Genomic DNA, 24671 nt, shown 5'->3' with positions numbered 1-24671 from the left:
GTCAAGGGTGCGCTACGCCGGCACGCGCGCAGCGCGCGCCGCCCTTGACCGCACTCCGGGACGGTAGAACCTCACAGCATAGCCGATGTCAAGTTTCACCGGAAACGTCATTGGGCCGACGCGGATCGGCCCGAGAGCACGCGCGTCAATCATGCCTACGCCCACACCGCGCTCAAGCCATTAATGCCCATTTTTCTGCTTGGCGGACAGATCGGCAGAAAGGTTGCCAGGCTGCTGCGGGGACTGCTCGACTTGATTGCCGGCCGGACATATCGCCGCCGGCCCAATCTTTCAAGGCCACGAAATCCGGGCCCAAAACCACACAAAGCCATGAGTCAGAAAAATTGCTGAAATGTCTTAACTTGGGTGGATTGGGCAGCGAGGTGGCGCAATGACACGTACGCTGCGCAACTCGCATGCCGGAACCGTCCACGCCGCCGGGAGCCAGCTGCAGACATACGTCAGGTGAAAACGAATGGCTTGGTATAGGGTGTCCGGTAAGGCGGTCCAGAGACATCCTCGCCGTTTTTGTACACGTACCAGTTTCCCCAACTCCGATAAGGATGAATTGAAAGATAGCCGTCGCCAAGTTCCAGATGAATCGGAAAGGTATCATCCTCCTTATAAACGAATACCTGCACCGCATCGCCCGGTAACAATTCGAACTCCTGGGGCGCCAGCTCCAGATAAAGCGTGATTGGGGTCGAGAGTTTATTAACAAACTCGAAAACTGGAAGGAAATCGGGAGGTGGATTAGCAGGTAACATTATCTTTAAGGTGGTGAAGTGCCGCATGATGAACAGCATCTGGACATTGAAACGGCCAGTATCGGGCTGGCGGCGCACCCGTGGCAAGGTAAACTGTCAGGGCGAGATGATATTGCGCGCTACGCGAAACCCGACAATATCGTTACTGAGCTGCGCCGAGAATCCATTGCGCAGCGCCGAACGCAGATAGCGCGGGTTGTACAGCCACGAGCCGCCGCGCAGGATGCGCCGGCTCTGGTCCCCGCCCTGCTCCCACGCCTCGCCGGTGTGCGGCGCGCCCTCATAATTGTCGTGCACCGTGTCCTGCACCCACTCCCACACGTTGCCGTGCATGTCGTACAGCCCCCATGGATTGGGCGCGAACAGCCCGGCGCGCGTGGTGCCCTGGCGGTACTCGCCCTTGGGACTGCCGTTGTAGGTGTAGTTGCCGTCGTAGTTGGCCAGCGTGGTATCGATCTCGTCGCCAAAGCTGAATGCGGTCTTGGTGCCGGCGCGGCAGGCATACTCCCATTCCGCTTCGCTCGGCAGGCGGTAGGTCTGTCCGGTCTTCTCGCTCAGCCAGCGCACATACTTCTGCGCGTCGTGCCAGGTCACGCCCACCACCGGATGGTCGTCGGTCTGGGCAAACCCCGGGTCGGCCCAATTGACCTCGCCATGCGGTTGCCAGCCGGTGGCGCGCACGAACTGGCGCCACTCGCCCACCGTGACGGGGTAGCGCCCCATTGCCAGCGGATGCACGATGCCGACCCAATGCTGCGGCGTTTCGCGCTCCACCCACGATTGCTGCGAACCGGCCCGCATCGCGACCTTCCGCTCATGCTCCGGCGACCCCATCTGGAAGCGCCCGGTCGGCAGCAAGACCAGCTCCGGCCCCTTGCCCGTCCCGTCCAGAAAGCGGTCGCGCAGAACCCCTTCGTTGTCGGGCACCGGGCCGCCTGCTTCCGGCAGTTGAAGCGGGACTTCAGACGTCTGTTCGGCCGGGCCGCGTTCGGCCGGGCCGCGCTCGGCCGGGCCGCGCTCGGCAGCGCTGCGTTCGGCCATCTCTTCACGTGCGCGCTGCTGCTCGGCGCGATACGCCGCCACGGCCTTGGCCTGCATGGCCTTGCGCTGCTGTTCCTCGCGCGCCTTGCGCTCCTTCTCGAAGTCCGCCTCGCGCCGCTCGCGCAACTGCTGGCGCAGCGCTTCCTTGCGTTCGCGCTTGGCCGCATCGGCTTCGGCGCGCTCGATCGCCTCCTGCTCCTTGCGCTGTTTTTCCTTGAGCAGGAGGGCCTCCGCCTCCGTCTTGCGCTGCACCGCGAGCTGCCGCGCGCGCTGCTCATCCTGCGCGCGCGACGCCGCCTGCTGCGCCGCTTGTGCGGCCTGCTCCTGCGCGTGCTGCGCGGCCTGCTGCACCGCCAGCTCCTGCGGCGACGGCCCCACCGCCCCGCGCAAGGAGGCCAGCAGGTCCGGCACCGTGGCCGGCCGCTGGTCCGGATCGAAGGCAAAGCCACTGCGCAACGCATCCCACTCGCGCGCCGACAGCGCCTCGGGGCGCGGCGGCTCGTGACTGGCGCTGCGCGGCCCGTCGAACGGCATGTGCCCTTCCACCATCTGGTAGATCATCACCGCCACCGCATACACGTCGAGCGCGCGGCTCGGCTGGCGTTGCAGCGTGCCAGCCTCCGGCGCGCGATAGCCGGCCGTGCCCGAGTTGCCGGGCGCCTCCAGGCCGATGCTGCTTGCACTGCTGCGCGCACGCGCGGCGATGCCGAAGTCGAGCAGCTTGACCTCGCCCTTTTTGGTGACGAACACATTGCCCGGCTTGATGTCGCGGTGAACCAGCTTGTGCTTCTGCCATGCGTACTGCAAGGCCTCGGCAATCGGCGCCAGCAGCTCCTGCACGCGCGCCAGGCTCAAGGTGCCTTCGCGCGCCAGCAGGCTGTCGAGGTCCTCGCCTTCGAGACATTCCATGATGATGAAATAGCTCGACGTGGCCGGGTCCTGCGCCCATTCGTAGACCCGCACGATGTGTTCGTGCGCCAGGCGGCGCGCCTGCGTCGCTTCTTCGATCAGCAGCTTGGCGTGGGTGGCGCTCTGGGTCAGCTGCGGCGGCAGGATCTTGAGCGCGACCATCGCGCTGTGACCGAGTTCGGCGTGGGTCGCCAGGTCGATTGCCTGCCACACCTGGCCCATGCCGCCCTGCGCGATCAGCTGTTCCAGCCGGTAGCGGCGGTTTTGCGGGCCGATCTCCTGGCCCGCCATCAGCCCGATCTCGGTGCCCTGGCGGATGTGAATCGCCGGCGGCGCCATGGGCGTGCCGCTGCCGCCGGGCGGGGCGTATTCCGCGTCCAGGATGGCATTCTTGCGGCTGTCGAACTCCTGCTGGCTTAACAGGCCATCTTCGTGCAGGCTGCGCAGTTCGCGAATCTTGTCTCTTGCCGTTTGCATCTGTCCTGTCAAGCTTGGATCGCCGCGCCGCACTCGGCGCAGAATTTATCGTTTGGACCGGCCCGGTGCCCGTTGGGACACATGCGCACCACGGGGCGCGGGGCCTGATCATAGCGTACCTGCGCGCCGCCCTGCGCCACGCCGGTGCCGAGCGCCGACTGCGAGGCCAGCGCCGCCTTGTTCACATCGTTCTGCATCCCCAGCAAGTCGAGCTGGTGGCGCCGGTCCTTGTCCACTTCGGCGTCGCGCAGGGCGCGTTCGCGGTCGACCCGTTCCTGCGCGCCGCGCGCCGCTTCCGCCGGCGTCACGCTGTAGGTCGCCGCCACCACCGACGCCAGCGCCGCCAATTGGTGCGGCGTCATGCTGGCGTGGACCTGGGTTTTCATCACGTCGGCCAGCGCTTGCGCGTTCGGGCCGGCCGCCAGCGCCACCTTGCCGGTGTCAGTCAGGCTACCGATGGTCGACACGCGCGAAATCTCGATGCGCGCCAGCTCCGCTTCGTGCGCCTGCTGCGCGAACTGCGTTTCGCGCTCGTGGCCAAGGCGCTTGAGTTCCTGCTGCCAGGCCGCCTCCTGTTCCTGCTGGCGCAGCGCGTGGCGCCGCTCTTGCGCTTCCAGTTCGATTTGCTGCGACTGGCGCGCATGGCGTCCGTCAGCCTCGATCGTGCGCAGCAGCTTTTCGTGCTGGGCGATGGAGTCCTGCTGCGCCCCGCCACGGCGCAGGGTCTCGATCTTCTGGTTGATCTGCTCGGCGTCCGCCTTGGCGCCCGTCTCCTTGAGCATGTCGGCGCGCAGCAGGTCGCGCTTGCGGTCCAGCGCCAGCTGGTCTTCCCATTCCGCGATGCGCTCGGCCTCGCGCTTGTGGGCCGCATTGGCCAGCGCCAGCAACTGCCAGCGGGCCTTGTGCTGCTCCGCTTCCATGGCCATCTCGCGCTCGTTGGCTGCTTGCTGCGCCTGGTGCAGGCGCGCCAGCTCGGCGCGTTTGCGCGATTCATCCTCGATCCCCAGCGCCTGCGCGATCTTGTTCTGGATCTGCTGCTGCAGCAACTGGTGCGAAAAGCGCTGCTGCGCGAGCTGGCGCATCTCCAGCGCGCCCTGCTGCGCCACTTCGAGTTCGGTGCGCATGCGAAGCTGCGCCAGGTGGCGCAGGTGCGCCCACTCGGTCGATTCGTCCTCGCGCGCCGCCCCCTTCTTGGCCAGTTCGTGTTCGAGTTCATTCACGATGTCGCCCGCGCCCCGTTCGAGCGCCTGCTTGCGGCTCTTGGAGTCGACGATGCGTCCATACAGGTCGATCTCGCGCGCGCGCAGCGCTTGCAGGCGCTCGGCGTTCTGCAAGGTCAGCTCGGCTTTTTCGATGCTGTCGTCCTGGCGCAGTTCCTGGCGCCGGTAGCGCAGGCGGTTTTCCTGTTCTTCGACCCGCAGGCGCTGCCATTGCTCGTCGTTGTACAACTGGTCGAGCTGTTTCGCGTGCTCGAGTTTCACGTGACGCTCGTCGGCTACCAGCCACAAGGTGCCGATGCGCGCCTGGTGGGCGTCGAATTTATCGTGGCGCAGCGCCAGCGTGTCGACCTGCGCCACCGCCAGCCCGTACTGGGCCAGGCGCAGCTTGAGCGAGCCTTGCAGGCGCTCGTCGAGCTGGGGGCGCAGGTCGCGGTTGCCCGACATGTCGCGGATCGACTGGCCGGCGATGAATTCAGCCGCCAGCTGGCGCACCGAGGGCGCCAGCAGCTCGCGCAACTGGCTTGAGGTAACCGCGCCCGGCATGGTCATGAAGTGCTGGGCAAAGGCGCTGACCTGTTCGATCCTGATGCTGACCGTGAAGCGCGCGCCGATGGCCAGCTGTTCGGCGGTTAGCAAATCGTCGAACGAAAACTCGACCGGCATGGCGGCGGTGCGCGTGATGAGAATTTCGGCGTGCTGGTTGCGCAGCAGGTGATTGAGGCGCGTGAAAAAGCCCTCGATCTCGTACTCGCCCTGCGGCACCTCGGTCGCCTTGCCCGCCTGGAGGATGTAGGCGCGCGTGGTGGCAGGCACCCGCAAGGTCTTTACAAACAGGCCGGAAAGCTTTTCGACGCCGAAAAACACGGCCAGATCGTCGGGGCCGGGAATCCAGCGGTTCTCGCGGAACACCGGCTCGTTGCGCGGCGCGCCCAAGGTCAGAGCGCACCTGGCGCAATAGCCGGAATCGCCGGCATTCTGATGCTCGCAACGCGGGCAGGCCACACCGCCAAAACCAAACATCTGGAACATATCGACTCCTGGTTGTTCAACTTGCACTACTTTTCACCAAACCCACCCAGCCTGCCCGATTTTAGCAGGGGACGAGGCGCACGACCGTCGCGCACGCCGCTGGGCTAAACGCGTGTTCAGATAATCCCGATCCGCTCGACCAGCGCCACGCTGGCGCCCCGCGCGCGCACTGCATCGAGGAAATCCGGGGCCAGCGCGCCTTCCCATGCCTTGGGCAGCAAAATCCGGTCGCCGGCGACGGCCTGCTGCAACATCAGCGCGCATTTCGGCACGCAGCCTTCGACCGCATCGACCCGTCCCGCATGCCAGGCACCCGAGCAGCCGCTCGCGATGACCCGCCCGCGCGCCAGGAATTCGCGTCCGCGCGCCATGCGGTCGGCCATCACCAGCGCCAGCTCGAACGAATTACCCTGGAAGCGCGCCTGGCCGAAGCGCACCACCGTGCGCCAGCGCCCCAGCGCGCGGCCGTCGAAATGGCGCGCCCCGGCCAATGCCTGGCGCACCGCCAGCAGCTGGACCGGATCGAGCCCGGGGGCGCTAATCGTCTCTTCCTCGTCAACACCCGCTTCGGCCAGCGGATACACATTCACCTCGACCCAGCACAAGCTGTCGTTGATGCCGCCGCTGTGCAGCGGAAACCAGGCGCGCGCCGAGGCCACGCTGGCGGCGCTGTCGGGCTGCCCGGTCAGGACGCCCAGCCAGCCCAGCCCCTGCGGCCCGCCCAGCAGCGCGTGCGCGGGGGCGTTGGCCACGTCATGGCCGCCGATGCGTCCCAGCTGCCACTGCTCCGACCAGCCGTTGGCCAGCACCGGACCGGTGGCCTGCCACACCCCGCGCACCATGCGGTCGGCCAGCACCACGGCCAGTTCCCAGTCGCGTTCATGGCGCCCGGGTGCGCGGTCGATGCTGATGACGACCTGGTCGCGGCTGTCGAAGCAATTTTCGGTCAGGCGCGCCAGGCGCACCACCTGCTGCATGCGTTCGGCCAGGGCGGCGTCGCCCGCGCCGCTGCATTTGACGTCGGCGCGGCCTGCGCGCGGGCGCAAGGTGGCGCTGACGGTGAGCAGCGCGCCGCCGGCCAGCACGCTGCGGCATTCGGCGCTGTGGCGCTTTTCGGTCGTGATGCTCATGCCGGCTCGCTTTCAAGTACCGCCACGCGGCGCGCCGCGCATGCGTGTTCGAGGTTGGCGATGATGCGCTCGGCATCATCGAACAGCGGCGCCAGATCGGCATCCGCCGCCAATCCCAGGCGCGCCAGCAAGGCCCAGGCATCATCGAGCGCCGCACTGGCGCGCAGGCTGTGGCGCGTGCGGGCGAGCTGGCGGTCGGCCGGCAGCGTTTCGCCCGGCGCGGACAGGTCCAGCGCCGGCATGGTATTGACCGACAGGCTCACGCTGTCGAGCCTTTGCAGCAGCGCCATATGCTGCCGGAACAGCGCCTGGCCGGGTGGCAGCACCGCCATGCGCAAGCCATGCATCACGCAGGGTAGTTCCAGGAACAGGCGGCGCAGCGCCTTGGCATCGCTGGCATGGGCATCGAACGGCGCGGCGACTGGCACCGGCACTGGCTGCGGCGCCGGCACTTCCGGCACGCTCACCGCGCGCGCCAGCAGCTGCGCCGCGTAATCGACGCGCTCGCCCAGGTCAACCGGCATGCAATCGTCGACACTGATGCCGAAGCGGGTATATAACAGTTGGTTGAAGCCGCCGCGAAAGGCATTCCACTCGTCCAGCGTGGTGCACGGCGGCAGCGCCAGGTGGCCGAGCGCCAGCTCCTGCTGGAGCGCCGCCTCGATGGCGGCGGAAAAGCCGTCCAGTCCGACCACATCGCCCGCTTCGCTGGCCAGGTACAGGTCGAAGCGCTGCTGCGCCACGCGTGGATCGGGAGCATCGACCGCAAACGACAGGTGCAGCCCCAGTTCCGGCGCCGCCGCGAACGGCAGCAGATCGACGCCGTACGGGCCGGGATGAAAGCAGAACGCGTTTTCAATGTCGGCCAGGACGACGCGGGTGCCTTCCGCCACGCGGCGGGTATGCCCGCCCTTGTCGGCCACCACGCCGGTGCAGCCCTGCGGCACCGTGCCGCCGTGACCCATGCGCAGCGCCAGCGTGGCCGTGCCCAGCGCCGACGTCTCGGGCGGCGTGGCTTTGGCCTGGCGCTTGAACAGACCGATCATCGCATTCCTCACGCGTGCACCGGTTCGACCGTGAAGCGCGCGCCGAACCGCTGGAAATGCGGTGCCGGCGCGCTGTCGAAGGGCCAGCCGCATTCGACCTCGCCATCGGCGTCGAGCCGGCCTTGCAGCAGGATCGCACCGCCGCCGTCGAGCACGCGCAGCATCGGCTGCTCGCGCAGCAGGCGCGCGGCGAATGGCGCGGCCGCGTCGAGAGACAGGATCAGGCGCCAGCCGTCATTGTGCGCCACGAAATGCAGCGTCCAGTGGCCGTCGTCGGTCAGCAGGCGCGCCAGATCGGCGCCATCGGCCGCGGCGCGCAGCATGCCGGCGCTGCAGCTCCAGGCATCGTCATTGGCCGCGCGTGCGCTTGCGCGATGCTCCAACGCCAACTGGCGGAAGCGGCGCAGGGTCAGGGGCGAGCCGCGCAAGGCGGCCAGTTCGGCGCCGTTCAAGGGGTGGCTGCTGTCGATCGCGGCGAGCAGCACGGCATCGGCCAGCATCAGGCGGTCGCCCTCCACGCGGCGCGTCAGCAGCACGCGCTCGATCAGTTTGCGGTCGGCTTCCTGGTTTGTTTTCACATCATTCTCCTTCATGGAACTGCCTCCAGCAGGCTGGCGATGGCGGCGTCGCGGCGCTTGCGCAGGGTTGGCAGCGATATCTGGTCCAGCAGCGCCAGTTGCTGCATGGTCGGCAGCTCGCCGGTGGCCGGGTCCAGCCATTCGCCGGGATAGCTGTCATCGAGCCCACCCAGCATTTTCAGGTACACCGCCAGCCGCACCGGCAGCGAATATGCCGTCAGTGCGCGCGCCCCCCAGCTGCCCTGGTCCTGCGCCGCCCACGCCAGTTCCATGAAGCGGGGGGGCAGGGAAAGGCTGGCGGCAATGGCGCTGTCATACGGCGCCGGTTCGGGTACGTCCTGCGGCGCGGGATCGGGGGGCGGGTCCTCGTCGTCACTTTCCGGCGCCGGCAGGAAGCGGCTGTCGGCCCCCTCGACGGCGGCATCGGCGACGCGCCATAAATCTTCGAGCCAGTTGGCCGCTTCTCCGGCGTCGTGCAGCCAGTCGCAATCGCGGTTGGACGACAATTCTTCGTAGTCGCCGATCTCGGCGAGCATCTCGGCGATCTTTGCGACGTTGTTTTTCAGGTTGGCGAAGCGTTTCGATTTCGTGTGCAGGGGACCCGCGCCGCCGCCGAAGCGTTCCAGCGATTCGCTCCAGCGCAGCACCCATTCCGCCTTGCAGGCGCCGATGGAACGCATCTGGCGCACCTCGATCGGCATGGCAGCTACCTCGCGCCCCAGGATGGCCGCCACCTGCTGCGCGTGCTCGCGCCAGGCACCGAAGATGCGCGCGATGTCGCTGTAGGCCGTATCGAGCATGCGGTACGCATACATCTTGTTAGGACTGCACGAACGCCCGCACGCGGCCTGGTAATTATCCGAATCGACCTTGTCGCGCACGCCCGCGTACATATCGTTGACCTTCTTGCGCAGGATCGCGTCGCCGCCCGGCGTAGCCCAGAACGCGCCGATTTTGCGGTGTTCGTTGGCCACGGCGGCGCACAGCGCGGCCCAGTCGGCGGGACGCGCCTGCAACTCGTACAGCAGGCTCAGTGACAGTTCCAGCACGCTATCGCCATAGCTGTTGGCAGGGGCCTCGGCGCGCGCCGAACGGGCGCACGCGCGCAGCGCCTCCGCCGTCAGGTCCACGTACTCGGCCAGCGTGTCGGGCGCGTCCAGCAGGCGCGCGGGCGAACTGGCGGCGAACGCCTGCAAGGAACAGTGCCCAAGCAGCTTGCGCACCTGTTCCCAGCCCTGTTCCTGATACCGGGTTCCCGGCAAGCGCATACCATCCCCATCGTTGTGTCAGCATCAAAATGATGCCATAGACCGGGAATCGGCAAGGCGCGCTTGAAACCCCTGTTTACCCTTCTGTTCCGGATTCCGGGCCGCCATCGCCCCCAGCACCGCCGCCACGATGGGCGCCGCGTGCTCGCCGCCGGTCGCGTCGGAATGGCTGACAAAAGCCGCCACCGCCAGGCGCCGGGTCTGGCCCGGCAGGCTGCCCGGTTCCAGCCAGCCCGTGAACCACACAGTGGCCAGGTCGCGCCCATCGGCCACCGATGGCGAGGTGCCGGTCTTGCCGGACAGGCCACGCCGCACCGCGTCCAGCCCCGCTCCGCGAAAGGCACCGGCCGCCGTGCCGCTGTCGACCACGCCCTTCATCCCGGCCCGTACCCGGTCCAGGCGCACGCCCAGCGCCGGCCGCTCGCCCGCAAGCGCCTCGCGCCCGTCGAGCGAGAGCAGCAGGCGTGGCGCGATCACCCTGCCCTCGCCCACTGCCCCGGCCACCAGCGCCATTTGCAGCGGCGTGACCTGCATGCGCAGGCCAATCGCCATCTGGCGCAGCTCGTGGCGGGTGTGAATCGGGTCGATGTGGGCGGGACTGGCCTGCAAGGCATCCCAGGCCGACCACGCAAAATCGGAGGGCAGCAAGCCGCCATCGAGGCGCGCGGCCTGCTCGAAGCCGAGGCGGTGCGCCATCGCCACGATGGGGCGCACGCTGTCCAGGGCGCCGCCGTCGAGTGCCTGGAGGTCCGGCGCGCCGCCATCAGGGCGGCCAAACAAACTGCGGTCGCTCAGTTCACCGGACCAGGCAAACCAGGTATTGAGGCTGTAGGTCAGCGCCTGCGACAGCCCCAGGCGGCCATCCTGGGCGCGCTTGTCGAGATGCTGGTCCTTGTAATTGGTGATGTGGGCCAGCCTGGTGTCGAGCGGATAGCTGGCCGCGTTGGTCTGGAAAGCGAAGCCTTTCGACTGCGCCATGCGGTTAATCGCCGGCAGCGGCAAGCCCGCCAGCAGCGCTTCGAGCTGCGGATCGCGTCTGGCCGCCAGTTCCAGGCCCAGCGCGCTGATCACCTTGAAGGTCGAGCCGGGACTGCGGTGGGCGCCGCCATCATGCTGGAACGCCGGCAGGCGCAAGGGACTGCGGGCCGGATTGGCGCGGTCGAAATCGCGTACCTCGTTCCAGTTGGCCGGGGTAACGGCGCCGCTGCCGGCGCCGGCCGCCGCCAGCACGTCGCCGGTGGCGGTGTCGAGGATGACCAGGCCCGCCTGGCGCCCCGGCACCACGGCTTGCGCGCCGCTGCATATGCTGCCGTTCCAGTGGCCGCGCCGCAGGCCGATGCAGTCGAGCGCCTGCTGGCTGGCCGTTTGCAGGGCCAGGTCGAGCGTCAGGCGCGCGCTGTGCGACACGCCGTCCGGCGCCGGCACGCGGGCCAGCATGCCGGCCACGCTGTTGGCGTGGGCCGCACGGATGCCCAGCAGGGGCGCCAGGCCGGCATCGAGCGCCGCGCGGGTCGGCTCGCCCCCGCTCCACACCACCGTGCCGTGGCGGTCGGCCAGCGTCACGCCCGTGCGCGGCGCGGCGCGCGCGGTGGCGCTGTTGGCGGCCAGCGGCTGCCATGCGAGCTGGCCGCCGGCCATGCGCAGATGGCGGTATTGCTGGTCGCCCGCCAGCCCCGCCATGCGCAGGGGCGCGGCCGTGAGAGTGACGCTGCGCACGCCCGCTTGCAGGTCCAGCACCAGCGACTGGACCGATGCCGGCGACGGGCAATCGCGCCCGCTGCAGGCGTCGCGTGGCTGGCCGCGCAGCTGCGCGCCGTCGAGCGAGACCAGGCGTCCAACCAGCATCAGCTCGATCGCCTGGCCCGCTTGCGCCGCGCGCGGCAAGGCCAGGGTCAGGCGCGCGGGTGCGCCGGCGGCGGCATCCGGCCAGGCCTTGACGCGGCTCCACGGCGCCCAGCCTTGCGGCACATCGGCGAACAGGCGCGCGGCGGCGGGCGGCATCGACGCCGTGGTGGACGCCGGCGCCGCAGCGACGCTGGCCTGCCATTCGCCGCCCTGCTGCGGCTTGAGGCGCCACGCCAGCAGGCGCCGTTCGCTGTTGAACACCTGGACCTGCGCGCGCACGTAGTCGCCATCGGCCATGCGGTACAGGCGCTTGAGCAGCTTCAGGGACTGCGCATCGAGGCGCGCCCCGGGCCAGCCGGCCAGTTGCGCGGCGCGCGCGGCGTCGCCGGACGCCTGCCACGCCGCCAGGTCGCGCGGCGCCAGTTCGGCCAGGCCGCTGGCGCCAAGGCGCACCAGGCCACGCTGCTGCAAAGCCAGGAACAGCGCCTGGTCTTCCAGGCTGGCGCGCGGCAGTGCCGGCACCTGATAGCGCCCGGGCGACAGCCATGCCGACAAGGCCGGACCATGGGCCGGAAATGCCACCACCAGCGCCTTTGCGGCCGGCGTCGCAGCACCGCTGCGAAACAGCTGGACCAGCAGCTCGCCAGCCTGGGGGCAGCGCTCGCTGGCGCGGCGCTGGAAGCGCAAAGCGGCATCGCTCCATACCAGCCAGCCCTCGCGGTGCAGCTCCACCGATCCGCGCGCGCCGCGTACGGTGCCGCTGGACTCGCCCAGCCAGTGCGCACCGGTTTCGGCCCCGGCCCAGTCGAGCCGCAACGCCGAACCGCGCGCCCCGCCGAAATCGGGCAGCGCCACGCCGCTCAGCTGGACCTGCGGCATGCCCGCCACATCGGGGCCGGCCAGGGCGATGTTGCGCAGCGTGACGGGACTGGCCGATGCGTCATTGCGCGCGACCCAGCGCGCCACGTCGGCGAAGCGGTAACCGATGCGCAGCGGGAGCAGGCGCGGGTTGGCGGTGTCGAGCATCTGGGTGCACAGGTCGATACGCACCGGCGGCGCGCTGCGCAGGCCCGACGCGATCAGCAAGGTCGCGCCGCCATGGATGGCCACGCCGATGCCGGGCTTGTGCGGCACGCTGAACTGCGCCCCGGGCGCGGCCGGCTGCAAGGCGTCGACCGATACCGGCAAGCCGGCGCCGCGCAGGACGGCGGCGCCGGGTTCGGACGACGCGGCCAGGTGGCGGGCGTGGGTGGCGATCAGCAGCGCGCCCGCGCTAGCGGCCATGACCCCGGTGGCGCCGATCCAGTGCGCGCAGGCCGGCGCCCACGTCCGTGGTGACGAAAGCACGCGCGAACCCTGGCGCAAGTGGCGGGCGCGCCGCCCTGCCGTCCAGCGCCGTGACCACGTCTGCACAACCGTATCGAGCCAGCCTCTCATCATTTCTCCGCAAATCAGGTGGCACGCCGCACGCGTGGCCTGCCCAGCACTAGCGGGGGGCGCGGCAAAACCGCGCAACGTTGCCAACTGCACAAGATTGCCGTCCTACGTTACGGAACTTACGTGTTGCCCTGATTCTGTTTCATTTGTAAGCAGGTGAATCAAACTTCCTGAAGCGCCATCTCGCTTGCTATATTCAATTCATAGGATTTCACAAGGAGAAGTAAAAATGAAACGCACCCTGACCTTTGCAGCACTGATCACCCTTGGCGCCGCCGGTTTCATGCCTCTGCCGTCGGTCGCACAAACGGGTTTACGTGTCTTCATCAATACCGCTCCACCCGCACCGCGCTTCGAGAGCGTGCCGGCGCCACGTCACGGCTATGTGTGGGCGCCAGGCTTCTGGAACTGGGAAAACAACCGCCATGTCTGGACTGCCGGCCACTGGGAGAGCGCGCGCGACGGCTACACTTACCAGCGCAGCGAATGGATCCGCGATAACGACAGCTATCGCCTGAACCGCGGCGGCTGGCAGCAGGTATCGCAGCGCGAGTACACCGTGGTGCAGGTCGCCCCGCCGGCGCCACGCTACGAACGCGTGCCGCGCCCCCGCGCCAGCCATATGTGGGTTCCCGGACACTGGGAATGGCGCGGCAACCGCCATGCATGGGTCGGCGGCGAATGGGTACGCGAACGTGCGGGCTATATGTATTCGCAGCCGAGCTGGGTCCAGCGCGATGGCAGCTGGTACATGGAACCGGCCCGCTGGAGCCGGCACGGCGAAGGCCGCGACCGCGACCGTGATGGCATCCCCGACCGCCTCGAAGGCCGCGACCGTGACCGCGACGGCATTCCCGACCGCCTCGAAGGCCGCGACCGTGACCGCGATGGCATCCCGGACCGCCTGGAAGGCCGCGACCGCAACCGCGACGGCGTGCCCGATCGCATGGAACACCGCGACCGTGACCGTGATGGCGTGCCCGATGCCTATGACCGCGACCGCGATAACGACGGTGTCCCGAACCGCGTCGACCGTGACCGCGATGGCGACGGCGTTCCGAACCGCCGCGACAGCCGTCCCGACAATCCACGCCGCGATTAATGTGTAGTCAAGCTTGACCAAGCGCCAGCCCGGCTCCCCCGGCTGGCGCTTCTTTTTTGGCTTGCTGGCCAGCCCGGCCCGCGCCGACGGCGCGCAGCGCGCTTGATGTCGGCACATATAGTGCCGTTGCGGTTATGCTGTCGCCATGACCGAACCGACCCACGAACTGGCCCAGTTAATCGCGGCGGCCTTCAAGGCCGAACGCGGCGCCAGCCGCAAGCTGGCCGCGCGCGTAGGCCTTAGCGAAGAACAAGCCTTGCGCGCCACGCTCGAACAGCGCGCCGGCGCGCGCGGCCTGGGCGCCCTGCTCGCCGAACGCGCCGCACTGCTGGCGGCCGCCACGGCGCGCCTGGCCGCACGCGACGCCAAACGCGCACTGGCGCGCAGCGCCAGCCTGCACCGGCACGATGGTCCGCCCGCGCCGTGGCGCGCCTGGTTCGACGGCTCGGCCCATCCCAATCCGGGACGCTGCGGCATCGGTGCCCTGCTCACCGGCCCGGATGGCGAACGCGTCGAAATTTCGCGCCCGGCCGGCTATGGCAACAGCAGCGAAGCCGAGTACCAGGCGCTGATCGCGGTCCTCGAAGCGGCCGTTGCGCAGGGTGCGCGCGGCCTGACCGTGCATGGCGACAGCCGCGTCGTGATCGACGACGTGAATGGTCCCGACCTGGCGGGAGCGCCCTCGCTGCACGCCTACCGCGCACACGCCCAGGCCCTGCTCGGCCGCATCGACGGCGCCTGCGTGCGCTGGCTGCCGCGCCGGAAAAACCAGGCGGCCGACGCCCTGTCGCAGCGCGCCGTGGCCGCTTGCGGGCCGGCCGGCGTGGCATAATCGCACTCCGACCAAGGAGCACGCGATGACCACCGACGAACTGACAGCATGGCAGCCACGCTTGCAGGCACTGGCCAGTGCCGCCTGCGGCGACGACGGCGCCCATGACATCAATCACCTGCACCGGGTCTGGCGCAACGCGCAGGCGCTGCTGGCCAGCCACCCGGAAGCGGATACGCTGGCCGTGATGGCGGCATGCTATCTGCATGACCTGGTCAACCTGCCCAAGAATCATCCGGAGCGCAGCATGGCGTCGCGCCGCTCGGCCGAACTGGCGCGGCGCGAGCTGGCCGCCATCGGTTTCCCGGGCGCGAAGCTGGACGCGGTGGCGCACGCCATCGAAACCCACAGCTTTTCGGCGGCGCTGCCCCCCCACACCATCGAAGCGCAGCTGGTGCAGGATGCCGACCGCCTCGACGCCCTGGGCGCGGTGGGCCTGGCGCGCCTGTTCTACATCGCCGGCCAGATGGGCAGCGCGCTGGCCCACCCGAGCGACCCGCTGGCCGTGGACCGGGAGCGCGACGACCGCGCCTATGCGCTCGACCATATCGAGGTCAAGCTGGCCAGGCTGCCAGCCATGATGCAGACCGCCGCCGGACGCGCACTGGGCGAAGCGCGGCTGGCGCAGCTGACCACCTTCCGCGCCGCCTTCGCGCAGGAATGGACTTTGTAGGCACTGCCGCGTTCGCACAAGAGCGCAGTGCGTTAAGATGTGGTTCCGCCCATTCGCGCCCGCCCCCGGGCTATCCTCCATGAGCAGCAACCCCGCCGCCGCACCCGCCGCCCCGGCATCGCCTGGCAACCTCAATTTCGTGCTGGTGGCGGTCTTCATCGACATGCTCGGGATTGGCCTGATCATCCCGGTCATGCCGGCCCTGGTCGGCAAGTTCGTCGACGGACGCGATGAACAGGCGTTCTGGTTCGGCGTGCTGGCGATGGTGTTCGGGCTGATGCAGTTCATTTTCATGCCGATGCTCGGCGCCATCAGCGACCGCGTGGGACGCCGTCCCGTGATGCTCTATTCGATGGCCGGCATGTTCCTCAATTTCCTCGCCACCGCGTGGGCCCCGAGCCTGGCGTTCCTGTTCATCGGGCGCGTGATCGGCGGCATGTCCGCGGCCAGCATGTCGGTCGCCTCGGCCTATGCATCCGACATATCGACCCACGAAACGCGCGCCAAAAGCTTCGGCAAGGTGGGCGCCGCCTTCGGCCTGGGTTTCATCTGCGGTCCGGCGCTGGGGGGCGCCCTGGGCGAAATCAACCTGCAACTGCCGTTCTACGTGGCCGCCGCGCTGTGCGCCGCCAACTTCGTCTACGGCTATGTCGCGGTGCCCGAATCGCTGCCGCTGGCGCGCCGCTCGGCGTTTTCGATGACCAAGATCAATCCCTTCTCGTCCCTGCTCAAGCTGGTGCGGCGCACCGATATCCGCGCCGTGCTGATCGTGTACGCCCTCTCCACCTTCGCCCAGATGATGCTGCAGTCGACCTGGGTGCTGTACACCACCTTCCGTTTCAACTGGACCCCGGGCGACAACGGCAGCGCCCTGTTTTGCGTGGGCTTGTCGGCGGCGGTGGTCCAGGCCGGCCTGCTCGGCATGCTGATGAAGCGCTTCGGCGAAGTGCGCCTGTCGCTGATCGGCCTGGTATCGGGCTGTATCACCTTCGTGCTGTACGGCCTGGCCACCCAGGGTTGGATGATGTACGTTTTCATTTTGTGCAATTTGTTGTCGTATACCACCGCGCCTGCGCTGCAAAGCATCATTTCGCGCGGTTCGGACGCGAATTCCCAGGGCGAACTGATGGGCTCGCTGCAATCGATCAGCAGCCTAGGCGTGATTTTCATGCCCCTGCTGGGCACGGCCATCCTGGGCCTGGCCAGCCACCTGCCGCCCGACGACTGGCGCATCGGCAGCACCTTTTTCCTGTGCGCGGCGATGCAGGCGGTGGCGATCGGCGTTGCAGTTTTCTATTTCAAATCGCATCGGATGCCCACCTGAGGCGGGCATGCGTTAGAATTGGCAAATGGGTAAACCCACTCCTCGCAGCGCGACGCGCGCGGCCGCGTTTGTCATTGCCGTCCTCGTAGCGGGCGCCTGCGCCCCTGCGCTGGCCAGTTGCGAGCAACCGTTCCTGGTGCCGGTCGCGCCCACCGGCCTGAGCATGAGCATCAACGGCGACTCGATCAGCGGCATCTATCCCGACCTGCTGCGCAGCGTGAGCGCGAAAAGCCCCTGCAAGTTCACCTATTCCGTAGTGCCGCGCGCACGCCAGGAAGCCATGTTCGAGGCCGGCAAATCGGACCTGCTGCTGCCCGCCCTGCGCACCCCGCGGCGCGACCAGCTTGGCTACTTCGTCCCCGTGATCGGCACCCGTGCCACCCTGCTGTCGGTGGACAGCGCGCGTGCGCCGGTGCGCTCGATCCGCGACCTGCTCGCACGCAAGGAGCTGCGCGTGGTGCTGGTGCGCGGCTTCGACTACGGCGACGCCTACCTCGACATGATCGATCAGTTGTCGGCCCAGGGCCGCCTGCTGCTCGAAAAAGATGGCGCCGCCGTGGCGCGCGTGCTCGACGCCGGCATTGCCGACGTGACCTTGATGGCGCCCACCGTATTCGCCGGCGCCATTTTGGAGGACAAGCGCTTCACCTGGATGATGCCCAAGCTGCGCATCGAGCCGCTGGAAGAACTGCCGTGGGGCGAAAGCGGCATCTACATCTCGAAGCAGACCGTCGCGGCGAGCGACCGCGCGGCCCTGCAGAACCTGTTCGCCGCCGCCATCAAATCCGGCGCCGTGTACGAGAACCTCAAGCGCTACTACCCGCCCGCCATCCTGGCCGGCGGCGTGCGCCCACGCTGACGCCCCCCGGCGCCGCCACGGCGACTATTTTTCAGGCGATTGGCCATCCGGGGCACCGGAAAGCGCTGCACAGGCGCGGCGCGCCGTTATAATTGCCCATCGTTTTTTAAACAGGTTGAAGCCCGTGTCCGATCGCATAAAAGTCATTCCCCAATATTTACTTCCCAAGCAAGGTCTGACCAGGTTCGCTGGCCGCGTCGCCGGTCACAAGGGCGGCCAGTACACGACCACCCTGATCCGCTGGTTCGTCGGCCAATATGGCGTGAACATGGACGAAGCGGCCAATCCGGACATCGCCAGCTACGCCAGCTTCAACGAATTTTTCACCCGTCCGCTGCGCCCGGGCGTACGCCCGCTGGCCAAGGCCGATTTCGTGTGCCCGGTGGACGGCGCGATCAGCCAGTTCGGCGCCATCGACGACGACCAGATCTTCCAGGCCAAGGGCCACAAGTTCAGCACCACGGCCCTGGTGGGTGGCGATGCGGCGCTGGCGGCCCAGTTCCAGCACGGCAGTTTCGCCAACCTGTACCTGAGCCCCAAGGATTACCACCGCCTGCACATGCCGTGCGAAGGACGCCTGACGCGCATGATCTACGTGCCCGGCGCGCTGTTTTCGGTGAACCCGACCACCGCGCGCGGCATTCCCGGCCTGTTCGCGCGCAATGAGCGCGTGGTGTGCGTGTTCGAGTCCAAGCAGCATGGCACCTTTGTGCTCACCCTGGTGGGCGCCACCATCGTCGGCAGCATGGCCACGGTCTGGCACGGGCTGGTGAACCCGCCGCGTCCGGGCGTGGTCAAGGAATGGCGCTACGACGACCAGAACATCGTGCTCAAAAAAGGCGACGAGATGGGCCGCTTCCTGCTTGGTTCGACCATCGTCATGCTGTTCAAGAAAGACACCATCGACTTCAATGCCGAATGGGCGCCCGAGCGCCTGGTGCGGCTTGGGGAAGCGATGGGTAACAAGCCAGCCGCCAAACGCGCCTGATTTCACAAGGAAGCGGCATGAGCGACGTAGTGGACGACATCGCCGGCCCGCCGGCCCTGGAACAGGAACAGGAACAGGCAAGCGTGGCCGCGCCCGCGCCGCGCGCCAGCGTGCTGGCAGCCTGCGACTGGCTTCGCGAAGGCGCGCGCTCCATGCTGCTGCTTGCACCGCGCTGGAAGCGGCTGGTGGCGTCGCCCTGGCACATGGCATTCCAACTGCTTTTTCAGTTGGGCCTGGGCATGCTGATGCAGCGCGCCTTCATCGAGGGCGATGCCGTCTTCATATGGCGCGCGCTGCTCGCCGGATGGTCGAATACCCTGTTAACCGTGTGGCTGTGCTACCTGATTCAGCCCGACCCGCGCCTGACGCGCAGTCCCCATGCCGCGCCCGGCGCGGCGCACTTGTACACGCTGCTGATCGTACAAACGACAATGTTTTCGATGCTGGGCTGGGCGCTCTATTTTCTTCTGATCCGGACCAAGGCCATTGATGCGGCCAGCACACAGGCGCAATGGACTGTCTGGCTCGGGCCGACGCTCTGGGCGGTGCTGGCACAGCTGGCGGTACTGATGCGCGCCGCCCGTCCGCTCGCGCCGGTGCGCACCATTGTCACGATCGGGGTGATCGTTCTGACCACAGCAATGAGCCATTACCTCGCGCCCTCGCCGATGGCGTGGCGCGCAACGCCCGCACCCGAGGTGCCCGAGGAAGAGCCGTTCGAGGTAAGCCAGGAAATGATGGAAGCGCAGCTGCCCTTGCTGGGCGATCAGCTCGACGCGCTCAAGCCGCAGCGTCCGGGCGTGATCGACATGTACACGATTACCTTCGCGCCGTACGAAGGCGAGGAAGTGTTCCGGCGCGAGAGCACCATGGTGGCCGACGTGATGGCGCGCCGTTTCGACGCCGCCGGGCGCGGCCTGCAACTGATCAACCACCGCGAGACCGCCGAAACGCTGCCCTGGGCCACGCCGCTGAACCTGCGGCGCGCCATCGAAGGGATCGCCGAGATCATGGACCGCGACGAGGACGTGCTGTTCATCCACCTGACCTCGCACGGAGCGTCGGACGGCGAGCTGGCGGCCAATTTCTGGCCGATCGAGGTGGCGCCGGTGATGCCGCCGGAACTGAAGGAATGGCTCGACCAGGCCGGCATCCGCTACCGCGTGCTGTCGATCTCGGCCTGCTTCGCGGGCAACTGGATCGCGCCGCTGGCGGCCGACGGCACCCTGGTGATGACGGCGTCCGACGCCGACCACACCTCCTACGGCTGCGGCAAGAAGTCGGCGCTGACGTTTTTCGGCCGCGCGATGTACGACGAACAGCTGCGCACCACGACGCGCTCGTTCAGCGAGGCGCATGCGGCGGCGCGCAAGATCATCCTGCAACGCGAGACGCAAGCCGGCAAGGATGATGGCTATTCGAACCCGCAGATCAAGGTCGGCGGCAAGATCATGCCGGTGCTGGAGCGGATCAACAAGCGGCTGGCGGGAACGCCGTGAGCAGGTAGCGCCGCGCGCGTCACGCGTTTTGGATCGGCGCTACAATGAGAGCGGTCACCGGGGTCGTTCATCAACCTTGTCGTTCGGTAGTGCATCATGGCTAAGCATACTCAAGCACCAAAACCAATCGTTAGTGCAACGGAGGCGACGCCTCCCGCCAGCCCGATGACTCAGCGCATCACGGCGGAGGGCAAGGCGATGACGGTTGTTACGATGGGCAATGTCACGGTGGAAGTTCCCACCCCGTCGGCGTCGGAGCTCAAAGAACGGCTTGCTGAAAGTCAGCGAGTGATGCGCGCCTTTGCCGCCGCCCTGCCGAAACACGGCGTGCGCCTCAACTTGCCTCCTACAACACCGCTATACGAAGCCGACTCGAAGGATCCCACTCTGGTCATCCGGAAACTTGGGAAAACGCGGACGCTGGGCCGCTTCGATAAGAATGGCCGCTTTATCCAGGTGAAACGATGATACGCGTTTCAATCGATGATGCGATCGGTGCAGTGTTATATCCGCGCGACAAACCGCTCCCGGTCGTACTGGCGGGCCACAACGGCTCAGGAAAATCGACACTGTGGTACAGATTTCTGGCCCCTCGCTTGCAGGTTCCGCTGTTAAATGCCGATCGCATGATGCTGTCCATCCTCCCCGAACCGGACACGTCCGGCTTCCTTACGCCATGGGCACAGGAGCTACGCGACACGAGCGAGGCATGGATGCAGGTAGCCCAGCAGGGTGTCAAGGCCTTCACTAATTCGGCAATTGGCGCTCAGCTACCGTTTGCTATCGAGACCGTCTTTTCCCATTGGTCCCGAAATGCGAACGGGGTGATGTCGAGCAAGATCGACCTGATCAAGGAACTTCAGAGGTCAGGCTACTTCGTGCTCCTGGCTTTTGTCGGACTATCAACGGTCACACTCTCGATTGGCCGGGTTCAGACCCGTCAAAGCCAGGGTGGACATGCGGTCCCGTTTAACAAGCTGCTCCAGCGCTTTCCCAGGACCCAGCAAGCCGTCAATGCGGCCATCGGCGTTGCCGATGCATCCATTTTGTTCGATAACAGCCGGAGCGAGGCACTGGCGTTCACACCCGTGCATGTTCGCCGCGATAACAAGGTGATTTATGATGTGCGCGACGCGTGGAAGCGCGCGCTTCGGCCGATTTCCTCGTGGCTCAATGTGGTCGTTCCCCGATGAATCGGGGCGACAAGGCCACTACGGTCCCGGCTTTCGCGCGGCCAAAAAATGACCGCGGCGGGAACGCCCTGATTTACGCCAGTTTCGTGATGAACTGCGCGCTTGGACGGCGCACTTTTTTCAAGTCCACCAGCCAGTCGCCCTCGGCTTCGCGGTAACCGAGCGCCATGATCGCCACCGAGCGCAAGCCACGCGCGCGCAGGCCGAGCAATTCGTCGAGCTGATCCGGATTGAAGCCTTCCATCGGGGTCGCATCGACCTGTTCGAAAGCGGCCGCCGTCAAGCCGATGCCCAGGCCGATGTACGCCTGGCGCGCGGCGTGTTCGTAGTTGACCTTGGGGTCGCGCGGCGGGTAGGTCGCCAGGATGAACTTGCGGTAGGCTTCCCAACCTTCGTTGACCATGCCGCGTTCCTCGTTGACGAGGTCGAACATCATGTTGATCCGCTCTTCCGTGTAATTATCCCAGGCCGCAAACACGACCATGTGCGACCCATCGGCCACCTGGCCCTGGTTGCTGGCGATCGGTCGCATCTTCGCGCGCAGGTCGGCATTGCTGACCACGATCAGCTCGAACGGTTGCAGGCCGCTCGAGGTCGGCGCCAGGCGCACGGCTTCCAGAATACGGTTGACTTTGTCTTCCGACACCACCTTGGTGGCATCAAATTTCTTGGTGGCGTAGCGCCAGTGCAATTTTTCAAGCAGCATGGAATTTCCTTTAAGTTGGATGGATGAACTTCACAGCCAGGGCGATCTCAAGATAGGCGTCGCGGCGGGCTCATTATCAACGATTCCGCGATCACGCGTATCCGGGCGGAAAATTCCAGCCTAGACCATCCCCATGCGCTTGCGCGCATCGGCGCAGCACAGCCCTTCCATCATGTCGAGGAAAGCGCGGGTCTTGGCCGGCATCAGGCGCCGGCCAGGGAACACGGCCCAGCCGGTCACCAGCGGCAAATCCCATTCCGGCAGCACCCGCACCAGCTCTCCATTGGCCACGTGCGGCGCGGCGAACAGGTCGGAACTGGCGGCAATGCCGGCGCCGGCGCAGGCCACGCGCGTGAGCAGGTCGGGCGAATTGGCGGTGAGGCGGCCCGGCAGCGCGCGCTCCCACACCGTTTTGCCGCGTGTGAGCTTCCACGGCGACGGTCCGCCGCCGCGGCTCAGGAGGCACAGCAGATCGTGTTTCAGCAAGTCGTCCGGATGCTCCGGCAGCCCGCGCAGCGCGATGTACGACGGCGCCGCATACAGCGCCATGTGTTCCAGCGCCACCCGGCGCGCGTTGAGGGAAGCGTCGTCCGGCAGGTCGCCCATGCGGATCGCGATGTCGAAATTCTCGCTCACCAGGTCGACCCGGCGCGGCGACAGGTCCAGTTCCAGGGTAATGGCCGGATACTGCGTCATGAAGTGCGTCATCACCTGCGTCATGCCAAGGCTGGCGAAATCGGCCGGCATCGAAATGCGCAGGCGCCCGCTCGGCGCCTGCTGGCGATGCTGCACCAGCGCGCCAGCCGCCTCGACCTCTTCGACCACCTTGCGCGCGTGATCGAGCAGGCTGGCGCCGAATTCGGTGAGCATCAGCTTGCGCGTGGTCCGCTGCAGCAGGCGCTCGCCCAGTTTCGCTTCCAGCAGCGCGATCCGGCGCGAGACGGTCGACTTGGGCAAATCGACCCGCAACGCGGCCTGGCTGAAGCTGCCCGCCTCCACGATCCGCGCGAACAACAGCAAGTCATTCGGTTCCACATCCATTTGATTGTCCCGCTGACTGAATAATGATATCCATTTTAACGCCTTCCGCATTGATTTTGGAACGCGTAAAGTCACTCCATCGCAGTTCAACTCATAAAAAGGAAATAAAATGAACATCTTGCAAATCAATTCCAGCGCCCGTTCGACCGGTTCCGAGTCCACCCGCATGGCCGACGCCATCGTCGCCAAGCTGCAAGCGGCCAACCCCGGCGCCCAACTGACGCGCCGCGACCTGGCCAGCAACCCGCACCCGGCGCTCGACGAACCGACCCTGGGCGCCCTGTTCACGCCAGCCGACCAGCGCAGCGCCGAACAAGCAGCCCGCGTGGCCCTCGACGACGCCCTGATCGCCCAGGTGCAAGGCGCCGACGTGCTGGTCATCGGCGCCCCGATGTACAACTTCGGCAGCTCGGTGCAGCTCAAAGGCTGGTTCGATGCGATTGCCCGCGCCGGCGTCACCTTCGCCTACACCGCCAGCGGCCCGGTCGGCAAACTGACCGGCAAAAAAGTGTACGTGGCGTTCGCCCGCGGCGGCATGTACCGCGATACCCCGAACGATACCCAGACGCCGCACCTGAAAATGCTGCTCGGCTTCCTCGGCATGACCGACGTGACGTTCGTGTATTCGGAAGGCATGGCCATGGGTCCGGAAGCCGTGACCAAGGCGCAGTCGCAGGCCAACGCCGACATCGAGGCCGCACTGGCCTGAGTTTCCCGGACGACGCTGAATAACAGTTAAAAATGCAGGAGAGAAAAATGACACAAGAGTTGAAGATGGTCCAGCAAGCGCTCGAGGAGCGCGTGCAGCAGCCGCGCGGCGTCGAGCGCCTGGTCAACGGGCAGTTCGTGATGGACGGCGCCGGTGTCAAGATCAACCGCGTGCTCACGCAAAACCTGCAGCGTCGCCTGGATCCGTTTTTGATGCTCGATGCCTTCGGCAGCGACAAGCCGGGCGACTATATCGCCGGCTTTCCGGAACACCCGCACCGCGGCTTCGAGACGATTTCGTACATGATCGCCGGCAGCATGCGCCACCGCGACAGCGCCGGCAACGAAGGCCTGATCACCGACGGCGGCGTGCAGTGGATGACGGCCGGGCGCGGCGTGGCGCACTCCGAGATGCCGGAGCAGACCGACGGCATGATGGAAGGCTTCCAGCTGTGGCTTAACCTGCCGGCCAAGGACAAGATGTGCGCGCCGTGGTACCGCGACATCCCGAACACCGACATCCCCCGCTTCACCACCGGGGCGGGGGTAACGGTGCAAGTCATCGCCGGCGCCAGCCACGGCGTGCAGGGGGCGGTGCAGCGCGCGGGTACCGAACCGCTGTATCTCGATGTCGAACTGCCGGCCAACGCCACCTTCGAGCAGCTGCTGCCGCCGGGGCACAACGCCTTCGTCTATGTGTTCCGTGGCCAGGTGCTGATCGACGACAAGCCGGTACCGGTGGGGCGCATGGCGATCCTGGCCAATGCCCCGCAGGCTGACGGCGTGCACATCATGGCCGCCCAGGACAGCCGCCTGATCCTGATTGCCGGGCGCCCGCTGAACGAACCGATTGCCCAATACGGCCCGTTCGTGATGAACACCCAGGCCGAGGTATTCCAGGCTGTCGACGACTTCCGCGCCGGCCGCTTCGCCGCCTGAGGCACCCGCCGCAGCGCGCCGTGCCAAGGCCGGGCGGCGGGCCTGCAACCACAAGGAGAA

At 67.1% G+C, this 24671-nt stretch carries 21 protein-coding genes; 11 read left to right on the top strand and 10 right to left on the bottom strand.

All coding sequences use genetic code 11. From position 1 onward, the window contains the following. Positions 1-461: 461 nt before the first annotated feature. The 8 genes from F2P44_RS17240 to F2P44_RS17205 all read right to left on the bottom strand — a co-directional run bounded on the left by F2P44_RS17240 (position 462) and on the right by F2P44_RS17205 (position 12747). On the bottom strand, positions 462-854 hold the full coding sequence (locus F2P44_RS17240; protein WP_167088276.1) for a hypothetical protein: 393 nt from the start codon (positions 852-854) through the stop codon (positions 462-464). Positions 855-863: 9 nt separating this feature from the next. Further along, positions 864-3194, bottom strand: a complete 2331-nt coding sequence (locus F2P44_RS17235) for an SUMF1/EgtB/PvdO family nonheme iron enzyme (RefSeq protein ID WP_167088275.1) — start codon at positions 3192-3194, stop codon at positions 864-866. An 8-nt stretch (positions 3195-3202) separates the two neighbouring features. Continuing rightward, positions 3203-5443 (bottom strand): SPFH domain-containing protein, encoded by a 2241-nt coding sequence (locus F2P44_RS17230; RefSeq protein ID WP_167088274.1) that lies wholly within the window; start codon positions 5441-5443, stop codon positions 3203-3205. A 116-nt stretch (positions 5444-5559) separates the two neighbouring features. Continuing rightward, on the bottom strand, positions 5560-6573 hold the full coding sequence (locus F2P44_RS17225) for a hypothetical protein (protein ID WP_167088273.1): 1014 nt from the start codon (positions 6571-6573) through the stop codon (positions 5560-5562). Then, positions 6570-7619, bottom strand: coding sequence for a hypothetical protein (locus F2P44_RS17220; protein WP_187363345.1), 1050 nt, complete (start codon positions 7617-7619; stop codon positions 6570-6572). Before F2P44_RS17220 ends, F2P44_RS17225 begins: the two co-directional genes overlap by 4 nt. An 8-nt stretch (positions 7620-7627) precedes the next feature. After that, positions 7628-8197 carry a hypothetical protein gene (locus F2P44_RS17215; RefSeq protein WP_370662708.1) on the bottom strand — a complete coding sequence of 190 codons (570 nt, stop codon included), beginning with the start codon at positions 8195-8197 and terminating at the stop codon, positions 7628-7630. 11 nt (positions 8198-8208) lie between these two features. After that, on the bottom strand, positions 8209-9465 hold the full coding sequence (locus F2P44_RS17210; RefSeq protein ID WP_167088271.1) for a hypothetical protein: 1257 nt from the start codon (positions 9463-9465) through the stop codon (positions 8209-8211). 24 nt (positions 9466-9489) lie between these two features. After that, the gene (locus F2P44_RS17205) at positions 9490-12747 is read right to left on the bottom strand and encodes a penicillin-binding transpeptidase domain-containing protein (RefSeq protein ID WP_167088270.1); all 3258 of its coding nucleotides are present in this window, start codon (positions 12745-12747) and stop codon (positions 9490-9492) included. A 229-nt stretch (positions 12748-12976) separates the two neighbouring features. Here F2P44_RS17205 and F2P44_RS17200 point away from each other — a divergent pair, with 229 nt between their 5' ends. From F2P44_RS17200 to F2P44_RS17160, 9 genes are all read left to right on the top strand, one after another. Then, positions 12977-13849, top strand: coding sequence for a thrombospondin type 3 repeat-containing protein (locus F2P44_RS17200; RefSeq protein WP_167088269.1), 873 nt, complete (start codon positions 12977-12979; stop codon positions 13847-13849). Between the two features lie 145 nt (positions 13850-13994). Further along, positions 13995-14681 (top strand): ribonuclease HI family protein, encoded by a 687-nt coding sequence (locus tag F2P44_RS17195; protein ID WP_167088268.1) that lies wholly within the window; start codon positions 13995-13997, stop codon positions 14679-14681. A gap of 25 nt (positions 14682-14706) precedes the next feature. Continuing rightward, a complete protein-coding gene (locus tag F2P44_RS17190; protein ID WP_167088267.1) occupies positions 14707-15354 on the top strand; it encodes an HD domain-containing protein in 648 nt (215 codons plus the stop codon). A gap of 79 nt (positions 15355-15433) precedes the next feature. Beyond that, the gene (locus tag F2P44_RS17185; protein WP_167088266.1) at positions 15434-16678 is read left to right on the top strand and encodes an MFS transporter; all 1245 of its coding nucleotides are present in this window, start codon (positions 15434-15436) and stop codon (positions 16676-16678) included. A gap of 25 nt (positions 16679-16703) precedes the next feature. Then, positions 16704-17537, top strand: coding sequence for a substrate-binding periplasmic protein (locus F2P44_RS17180; protein WP_167088265.1), 834 nt, complete (start codon positions 16704-16706; stop codon positions 17535-17537). A gap of 124 nt (positions 17538-17661) precedes the next feature. Then, positions 17662-18525: an archaetidylserine decarboxylase gene (gene asd / locus F2P44_RS17175; RefSeq protein ID WP_167088264.1), complete on the top strand. Its 864-nt coding sequence runs from the start codon at positions 17662-17664 to the stop codon at positions 18523-18525. 17 nt (positions 18526-18542) lie between these two features. Further along, positions 18543-20024 (top strand): C13 family peptidase, encoded by a 1482-nt coding sequence (locus tag F2P44_RS17170; RefSeq protein WP_167088263.1) that lies wholly within the window; start codon positions 18543-18545, stop codon positions 20022-20024. 96 nt (positions 20025-20120) lie between these two features. Next, complete coding sequence (locus F2P44_RS17165) at positions 20121-20492, top strand: hypothetical protein (RefSeq protein ID WP_167088262.1); 372 nt, start codon at positions 20121-20123, stop codon at positions 20490-20492. Beyond that, on the top strand, positions 20489-21217 hold the full coding sequence (locus F2P44_RS17160; RefSeq protein WP_167088261.1) for a toxin: 729 nt from the start codon (positions 20489-20491) through the stop codon (positions 21215-21217). The genes F2P44_RS17165 and F2P44_RS17160 overlap by 4 nt, the downstream gene beginning before the upstream one ends. A 73-nt stretch (positions 21218-21290) precedes the next feature. On the opposite strand, the gene F2P44_RS17155 is transcribed toward F2P44_RS17160, so the two are convergent. Together F2P44_RS17155 and F2P44_RS17150 are read right to left on the bottom strand one after the other, a co-directional pair. Next, the gene (locus F2P44_RS17155) at positions 21291-21923 is read right to left on the bottom strand and encodes an NAD(P)H-dependent oxidoreductase (protein ID WP_167088260.1); all 633 of its coding nucleotides are present in this window, start codon (positions 21921-21923) and stop codon (positions 21291-21293) included. 120 nt (positions 21924-22043) lie between these two features. Then, on the bottom strand, positions 22044-22964 hold the full coding sequence (locus F2P44_RS17150) for a LysR family transcriptional regulator (protein WP_167088259.1): 921 nt from the start codon (positions 22962-22964) through the stop codon (positions 22044-22046). A gap of 109 nt (positions 22965-23073) precedes the next feature. Here F2P44_RS17150 and F2P44_RS17145 point away from each other — a divergent pair, with 109 nt between their 5' ends. Both F2P44_RS17145 and F2P44_RS17140 read left to right on the top strand, forming a co-directional pair. Continuing rightward, positions 23074-23673 carry an FMN-dependent NADH-azoreductase gene (locus tag F2P44_RS17145; protein ID WP_167088258.1) on the top strand — a complete coding sequence of 200 codons (600 nt, stop codon included), beginning with the start codon at positions 23074-23076 and terminating at the stop codon, positions 23671-23673. A gap of 47 nt (positions 23674-23720) precedes the next feature. Then, positions 23721-24611: a pirin family protein gene (locus tag F2P44_RS17140; RefSeq protein ID WP_229423592.1), complete on the top strand. Its 891-nt coding sequence runs from the start codon at positions 23721-23723 to the stop codon at positions 24609-24611. Positions 24612-24671: the final 60 nt, after the last annotated feature.

Origin of the sequence: Massilia frigida, assembly GCF_011682175.1 — a bacterium.
GTDB classification, from domain to species: domain Bacteria; phylum Pseudomonadota; class Gammaproteobacteria; order Burkholderiales; family Burkholderiaceae_D; genus Telluria_A; species Telluria_A frigida.
The sequence above is the reverse complement of the archived record's forward strand: the minus strand, read 5'-3'. Positions and strand labels throughout refer to the sequence as shown.